The sequence below is a fragment of the Streptomyces sp. NPDC093064 genome, from assembly GCF_044754605.1.
GTDB lineage: Bacteria > Actinomycetota > Actinomycetes > Streptomycetales > Streptomycetaceae > Streptomyces.
Genome location: NZ_JBIVPK010000110.1, coordinates 1 through 7714 on the forward strand (window position 1 = coordinate 1; position 7714 = coordinate 7714).

General features: G+C 65.3%; 3 protein-coding genes and 3 pseudogenes. 4 read left to right on the plus strand and 2 right to left on the minus strand.

Features of this window, described 5'->3' with window-relative positions; genetic code table 11:
* Positions 1-115: 115 nt before the first annotated feature.
* Positions 116-687: pseudogene (locus tag ACIQFZ_RS42705) on the plus strand (dihydrofolate reductase family protein).
* A 649-nt stretch (positions 688-1336) separates the two neighbouring features.
* Here the strand turns inward: ACIQFZ_RS42705 and pknB are convergent.
* Both pknB and ACIQFZ_RS42715 read right to left on the minus strand, forming a co-directional pair.
* Positions 1337-2566, minus strand: a pseudogene (gene pknB, locus ACIQFZ_RS42710) (Stk1 family PASTA domain-containing Ser/Thr kinase); the annotation flags it as partial.
* 753 nt (positions 2567-3319) lie between these two features.
* Positions 3320-3748, minus strand: a pseudogene (locus ACIQFZ_RS42715) (IS701 family transposase); the annotation flags it as partial.
* Between the two features lie 298 nt (positions 3749-4046).
* Between ACIQFZ_RS42715 and ACIQFZ_RS42720 the strand changes: the two are divergent.
* The 3 genes from ACIQFZ_RS42720 (at position 4047) to ACIQFZ_RS42730 (ending at position 7635) form a co-directional block, all read left to right on the plus strand.
* Positions 4047-4577, plus strand: coding sequence for a hypothetical protein (locus ACIQFZ_RS42720; protein WP_402693918.1), 531 nt, complete (start codon positions 4047-4049; stop codon positions 4575-4577).
* Between the two features lie 829 nt (positions 4578-5406).
* A complete protein-coding gene (gene ltrA / locus ACIQFZ_RS42725) occupies positions 5407-6672 on the plus strand; it encodes a group II intron reverse transcriptase/maturase (protein ID WP_402693919.1) in 1266 nt (421 codons plus the stop codon).
* Between the two features lie 534 nt (positions 6673-7206).
* Complete coding sequence (locus tag ACIQFZ_RS42730) at positions 7207-7635, plus strand: reverse transcriptase domain-containing protein (RefSeq protein WP_402693920.1); 429 nt, start codon at positions 7207-7209, stop codon at positions 7633-7635.
* Positions 7636-7714 lie beyond the last annotated feature (79 nt).

A 7714-nucleotide genomic window follows, 5' to 3' on the forward strand; every position in this document is an offset into this window, starting at 1 on the left:
CACAGCGTGAAAGGGAGGTCGTCGTCATGTCCGGCAGATTCCCATGTGGGTGAACCACTCGATCCCCGAACGATCACCGAAGGTTTAATTTCAAGATGAGACACCGAGGGCTTAGATGCGTACTTTGATCAGCACCGCTTTCATCTCGCTCGACGGCGTCGTGGAGGCCCCGGGCGGCGAGCCCGGTTACCGGAACGCCGGGTGGACCTTCAAGGACATCGAGTTCCTGCCCGAGGCATTCGACATCAAGGGCCGGGAGCAGAAGGAAGCCACCGCGATGCTGATGGGCCGGACCAGTTACGAGGCGTTCAGCCCGGTGTGGCCAGACATGGAGGACTTCGCCGACTACAAGGTGATGCCGAAGTACGTCGTCTCCACCACCCTGACCGAGGACAACCTGGTGTCGAACTGGGGCGAGACGACGATCCTGCGCTCGCTCGACGACGTCGCCGCGGTGAAGGAGACCCAGGGCGGCCCGATCATCGTCCATGGCAGCGCCTCCCTGAACCAGGCTCTTTCGGACGCCGGCCTGATCGACCGTTACCACCTGCTCGTCTTCCCGCTCCTGCTCGGCGCGGGCAAGCGTCTCTTCAGCCCACGGACAAGGACACCCAGAAGCTGAAGCTAGTCGAGCACGAGGTCTACGCCAACGGTCTGCAGAAGAACGTGTTCGACGTCGTCCGCTGACAAGGCCCCGGCTCTCGCCGGTCAGCTGCAGGGCACTCGGACCCCTTCCGGTTTATGCACACCCTTGTTGGACGCGCATCCCTGAGGAGCTTCCGGCTCTGTGCCTTGCGTCCGGGAACCGATCGGTTGTTGAACAGGCGAGCCTTCCCGCCCCGGGCTTCGTGTGGGGCGAGCCCTGTCCGACGACCTGCCGCCCTGGCTCACTGCGGCGGCCGGCGGCTCAGAGCTCGGTGAACTGGCGCTGAGGGAGACCGTACTGCTGCGCTATGGGGTTCCACAGGGCGGCAGCCTTCTTCTTGGCAAGGGTTGCCTGCTCGCTGGCCGCGTTGCCCTGGTCGGGGGTGTTCGTCGCGTGGCCGTTATGGCAGCCGTTGGTGCCGGCCGTCTGGTCGGCCCAGGCGGCGTAGTGGTTGTCGGCGGCGGCGGACGCCTTCCAGGCCGTGGTGAGCTGGGCCACCAGGTCACCGTGGTTGGGTAGTTTGTCGAAGGTGAGCTGGGAGAGCTTGGTGACCAGGTCGTCGCGCTGGCTCGCGGCGGTGCGCAGGGCGGTCGCCGAACCAGCGAGGTTGCTGCACTGCTTGATGGAGGCGACCGCGTCGATCACCGCCGTGCGGCTGCTGTTGCTCGACTGCAGCAGCGCGTCGAGCGACTTCGCCTGGGCCTGTGCGGTGTCCGTCCCGGACTGGCCGCTGCCCGAGGTGGCGGAGGCGTCTGCGGCCGGCTGCTGGTCGTTGCCGCCGACGCTGAGCGCGGTGGTCACGGCAATGCCGATCAGAGCGAGGCCGGCCACGCCGATGCCGATGGGCGGGCTCAGTGACCGACGTCGGCCTCCGGCGGGGGCCGGATCGGCGTACCCGGCGTCGACGCCGGCGCTGCCCGGGCGGCCGCCGTCGTCGCTGTAGCCGGACTGTTGCGGGGGCTGCTGGGTAGACGCGGGACGCGGCTGGTGCAGCGTCGGCAGGGCGGTGGTCGGTGCGCTGTCCGTGTAGCCGCCGTACCCGTATCCGACGGCGCCGAGCGCGGTCGTCGCGGCGACCGGCCGGCCGTCGAGGTACGCCTCGATGTCCGCGCGCATCTCGTCGGCGGACTGGTAGCGGTAGCCAGGGTCCTTGGCCAGCGCCTTCAGGATGATCGCGTCCACCTCGGGGGGGATCTCAGGGCGGAAGACGCTCGGCGGTTGAGGAGCCTCGCGTACGTGCTGGTAGGCGACGGCGATCGGGGAGTCGCCGATGAAGGGAGGCCGAACGGTGAACAGTTCGTAGAGCAGGCAGCCGGTGGAGTACAGGTCGGAGCGGGCGTCAACGGTCTCGCCCTTCGCCTGTTCCGGCGAGAGGTACTGGGCGGTGCCGATCACCGCGGCTGTCTGCGTCATCGTCATGCCGGAGTCCCCCATCGTGCGCGCGATGCCGAAGTCCATCACCTTCACCTGGCCGGTGCGGGTGAGCATCACGTTGGCGGGCTTGATGTCCCGGTGGACGATGCCGTTGCGGTGCGAGTACTCCAGCGCTTGGAGGATGCCGACGGTCATCTCCATGGCGCGCTCGGGCAGCAGAGTGCGACCGCTGTGCAGCAGCTCGCGCAGGGTCGAGCCGTCCACGTATTCCATGACGATGTACGGGATCACGACGCCGTCGACGAAGTCCTCGCCGGTGTCGTGGACCCCGCAGATCGCGGGATGATTGAGCGAGGCGGCTGACTGGGCCTCTCTGCGGAACCGGGCCTGGAACGACGGATCGCGGGCGAGGTCCGCCCGCAGCGTCTTCACCGCGACGGAGCGGTCCAGGCGGATGTCATGGGCGAGATGGACCTCGGCCATGCCACCACGGCCGAGTATCGTGCCCAGCTCGTATCGCCCGCCTTGGCGACGCGGCTCTTCCATGGTGAGTCCCCCTGCCTCTCCCCTTTTCGGAACCTCCCGGAGCTCGAACCTTCGGTACGGGGTTCGGGGAGGCGATGAAGCCCTCGCCGGCCGCTCGACGTGCGGTGACCGCAATGGCGATTGTGTGATCTTAGCCCCGGATCCACCGTTCGGCTCGCCCCGATGATCAAGCTGAGTCTCTGGCGCAGCGCGTGGGCGAGGCGGGGCAGCTCAGACGCCGTTGTCGTTCCGGCCTGGCGCCGCGCTGTGCTTTGGCGCACGAGCACGGGGACGCCGCAGGGCGGGCTTGCGGAGGCCGCCGCCTCCGGCGACAGGACGGGCCACCGGACGGCGCGCGGGGGATTACCGTGGATACGCGCCCGGTTCGGGTACACCGCGCCGATCGGCACGACCGACGACGGCCGGTTCCGACGCCTCACCGTGCCGGCGTCCGCCGGGGCGGTGTGCCAGTTGGTGACGATTGGGTCTTCGACAGTGATGGTGCCGACCGGCAGGGAAACCTCGGACCTGGTGCTCCAGGAGATGTCGTTGGCGCTGCAGCTCTGCCCGACCGGCTCCCTCTTGCCGTTGCGGTTGCCGTTGCCGTTGCCGTTGCCGTTGCCGTTGCCGGTGTCGGCGCCGGAGCTAGCCGCGTCCTCGGTTCCCTTGCCCGTCGCGTCGGAGCCCTTGTCGATGCCCTGGTCACTGCCTGCGGCCGACGAGCCGGACGGGGTGGCGGACGAAGAACCCTGCGCGGCGCAGGTGTCCGTGGCCGCGTCGGCCGGTCCACGAGCGTGGCACATACAGTTCCCGGTCGATCGCCGCGTGCCCGCGTCGGCTGGAATAGGCGAGGTAGACGGCGACCTGGCTGTTCTCGATGCGCCCGGCAGTGCCGGTGTATTGGCGCTGCACGCCGACCGTGGCGGTGCCCTTCTTCAGGTCGCCGGTCTCATCGACCACCAACACCGCATCCTCATCATGCAGTTGCTCGATGGCGAAGCTGCGCAGGTCGTCCCGGACCGCATCGGCATCCCATTTCGCTCTCGACAGCAGATGCTGCAGGCCGTACGGGGTGGCATCGCCGGCGTGCTCGGCCAGCGTCCAGCAATTCTTGCGTGGCAGGTCCGACAAGAGCCCGAGCACGAACTCCCGCGCCCGCCGCCGTGGTTCCACTCGGGTGAACCGTCCCGCGATGCGGCCCATCAAAGCCTCGAACATGTCCTGCCAGCGGGCTGGATCTATGCAGTGACCTGCGGCCACCGCCTGAACTTCTGTCTTCACACACCGATGACCACCGGTGATCGCATCCGTATCGCATGCCGCCGATCATTGAGCAGAAGATGCCGGGGCATCAGTGCCGTGATCGGGCTGACTCAGCCAAGCGACTACAAGGCAACAACGAGCGCACAACGGATGGGTGGCGACACTGCGGCCAGACGCCTCTCGCCCCTTACCATCCGAGGGCAGGGGGCCCACGCGCACCCCGGGCAGGGGGCCAAGCATGTGGTCGACCACTTCACATCCGGTATTCCGGCGCTTCGTCGGCGCCGCCGCAGTCGGCGTGGCCCTGGCCGCAACCTCAGGATGCACCGTTCCCGCCGACGCCGTCGCCGGCATCTCCGTGACCGCCGACGGCCATCTGCTCGGCGTCATGATGGTCTGCGGACATCACATCGATGGCGCGACCCTCTACGCGGACAGCGACGACCTCAACAAGCAGGTGACGGTCGGTTCATGGACCGCCGACCGCCCCCTCACGCCAGGTCTCGCTACCTGGCCCCTCGACGCTCCTGCTGCTGGCTGGACCGCAACCAGATCCCTCGCTCCGCTCACCGCCAAGACCACCTACACGCTCTACGGGTGGACCAAAGACAACTCGCGGTCAGCGAACAGCATCTCCTTCACCCTGGCCGACCGGGACCGGCTCACCGCAGGAAAGGTCCTCTACGAGAGCATCTCGGACAACGGCGACGAATCCACAATCACCGTCTCCATAGCGGAGTTCAAAGCCAAGGCCTGCCAGAACATGTAACGCTACGGCACCTCCGACCAGGTCGAGGCGCTCCCGTTGTCGGGAGGCACGTGCTCAACCTTCACCGCCACAAGACACAAGATCACGATCTACAGCTGGAGGTTTGCCACGAACACCGAGAGTGAGGTTGATGTAGGCAAAGACCCTGCTTGATGTGGTGCTGTGCGGAAGATGAAGGTCTTGTGGCCCTTCGGCGTCGCCCTGCGGTGGGAGGCGTCAAACCGCCCCGAGCTGCGTTGGTTGATTGTGTCCTGAACGCGAAATGGAGTTGGTTGTAGGACAGCTTCTGGAAGCGATGCTGTGCGAGAGATGAAGGTCTTGTGGCCCTTCGGAATCGCCCTGCGGAGGGAGATTCCAAACCACCTCATGCCGCGTTAGCCGAAGACTGTCGTGGTGAGCGATGAGGAAAAGGCGTCCAAGAGGCGTCAGGTGGGGATCGGGAAGACGAGCGCAAGCGAATCGTTGCTGAAGTGTCGTTAAGCAGTCAGATGGCATCAAAACCGGGGTCTTTAGCTAACTCCGGGAAGAGCCTGGCGGGAATCCGCTTACTGGCCAGGCGATGTCCGGCATGTAGACGACGTGAGCCCGATCTGCCGCTCTCGCATGGAACAGGAGAAGGCGAGCCCCGATACTGCCACCCTACCGGGGTGGGCGAGAGGGAGTGTCCCAAGTGGCGGACACCACAAGGGATTGAGTACCGATGCGGGGCGCGCTGGCGGACCGGCTCGTAGTAGTGCTGAAGCTCCTGTAATGGGGGGTGGAGCGAAGGGGTCGGGCCATTCGTGACGTTGTTTATCTAGACAACCGGGTGCTCCCCGGGAGGAACTACATGGACACGTTGAAGTCGTCAGGCAAGCCGTTTGATATTTCGAAGCGAGAAGTCTGGGAGGCATACGAAGGAGTAAAGGCGAACAGAGGCGCACCTGGCGTGGACAGTCGGTCGATCGAGGACTTCGAGAAGGATCTAAAGGGCAACCTCTATAAAATCTGGAATCGGATGTCATCAGGGACCTACTTCCCGCCGCCGGTGCGCGCGGTGGAGATTCCCAAGTCGTCACCCCAAGACGGCGTGAGGATCTTGGGTGTGCCCACGGTGGCCGACAGAATCGCCCAGACCGTGGTGGCGAGGCATCTCATGAAGCGGGTCGAGCCCGTATTCCATGAAGATTCCTATGGCTACCGCCCTGGACGGTCGGCACTGGATGCAGTGGAACGCTGCCGGAAACGTTGCTGGAAGAGGGACTGGGTGATCGATCTCGACGTCCAGAAGTTCTTTGACAGCGTCCGGTGGGACCTCATCATCAAGGCCGTGGAAGCGCACACCGACGCCCGTTGGGTGATCCTGTATGTGAAGCGGTGGCTTCAGGCTCCGCTTCAACTGCCCGACGGCACCTTGCAGATGCGAGATCGCGGAACCCCACAGGGCTCGGCAGTCTCACCTGTCCTCGCGAACCTGTTCATGCACTACGCGTTTGACACGTGGCTGGCCCGGAAGTGGCCAGGCATCACGTTCGAACGCTATGCCGACGATGCGGTCGTGCACTGCGTGTCGGAGCGCCAGGCCCGAGATGTATTGGCCTCGCTGGCGGACAGGATGGAGGAGGTCGGGCTGCGGCTGCATCCCGACAAGACCAAGATCGTGTACTGCCGGGATGGGACACGCCGACGGCCCTTTGGGCAGACGGAGTTCACCTTTCTGGGGTACACGTTTCGCCCGAGGGAAAGCCGGGACAAGCACGGAAGGCGGTTCACGTCATTCGAGCCGGCGATCAGCAAGGAAGCTCTGAAGAGGATCAGTGCGGAGGTCCGCAGTTGGCGGCTCCACACCCGGTCCGACCTCTCCTTCGTGGAGCTCGCACGACGGATAAATCCGAGCGTGCGGGGCTGGATGCAGTATTTCGGCCGGTTCTACCGGTCGGCACTGACGCCCCTCCTGATGCGCATCAATGCCTACTTGGTGCGGTGGATCCGCCAGAAGTACAAGAAGCTCGCGGCACTGCGAAAGGCGCTCCAGAAGATGTGGGAGATCGCAGACCGATATCCCCGCATGTTCGCGCATTGGAGCTGGACCACAGTGGCGTCATCGGCCTGGTGATCAGAGTGGCAAGAGCGGAGTGACGAGAGATTGTCACGCTCCGTTCTGTGAGAGCCGAGGGGTGAGATTCCCCTCGGCTACTCGGCAGACCGTCGTGGTGAGCGTCCGAGGAAAAGGCGCCGGTCAGGCATCAGGTGGGGACCGGGAAGGCGAACGCGAGTGAACCGCTGATGACGTGTCGTAAGTAGTAGGTGACATCGAAACCGGGGTGACTTCAGGATCCCGGGACAAGCCTGGCGGGTGACCGCTTATTGGCCAGGTGGTGTCCGGCATGAAGGCGGCGCGAGCCCGGTCTGCGGCTTTCGCATGGAACGTGGGAAGGCGTGTCGCGATACTGCCCTGGCTCAGCGGCCGGGGCGACAGGGAGAACCCGGTGCGGAAGCCCTCCGGCCGGGTGCTGAGTACCGTTGCGCGGCGCGCCGGCGGACCGGCTCGTAGTAGTGGGGAAGCCCCGGTAATCGGGGTGGAGCGAAGGGGTCGGGTCGTTCGTGACTGGTTTGTTCGGTCAACCGGAAGTTCTCCGGGAGGAGCGGAATGGACGAGTTGAAAGCGTCGGCCAAGCCGTTCGGCATCTCCAAGCAGGAGGTGTGGGATGCCTGGGTGAAGGTGAGAGGGAACAAGGGATCGTCCGGGGTGGACGGGGTGTCGATCGAGGCGTTCGAGAAGGACCTGAAGAACAACTTGTACAAGGTCTGGAACAGGATGTCCTCGGGCACATACTTCCCGCCGGACGTCAAAGCGGTGCCGATCCCCAAGAGCGGGGGTGGCACCAGGGTGTTGGCGGTGCCCACCGTCGCTGACAGGGTCGCGCAGACGGTGGTGGCCGGACATCTGTCGGAGCGGGTGGAGCAGATCTTCCACCCGGACTCCTTCGGGTATCGGCCGGGCAAGTCGGCACTGGACGCCGTCGCGTCCTGCCGGGAGCGGTGCTGGCGGTTCGACTGGGTGGGGCTTCACCCTTGATCGTGGACACCGGTTGTTATGCGGTGGTGGCCAGCGTAGTTGATCGCTGTTCGTAAGTGATCGGGCTGATCTGGCCGAG

Coding starts and splice junctions, on each gene's coding strand:
- ACIQFZ_RS42720 (WP_402693918.1), top strand. CDS start 4,047: ATGTGGTCGACCACTTCACATCCGGTATTCCGGCGCTTCGTCGGCGCC.
- ACIQFZ_RS42730 (WP_402693920.1), top strand. CDS start 7,207: ATGGACGAGTTGAAAGCGTCGGCCAAGCCGTTCGGCATCTCCAAGCAG.
- ltrA (WP_402693919.1), top strand. CDS start 5,407: ATGGACACGTTGAAGTCGTCAGGCAAGCCGTTTGATATTTCGAAGCGA.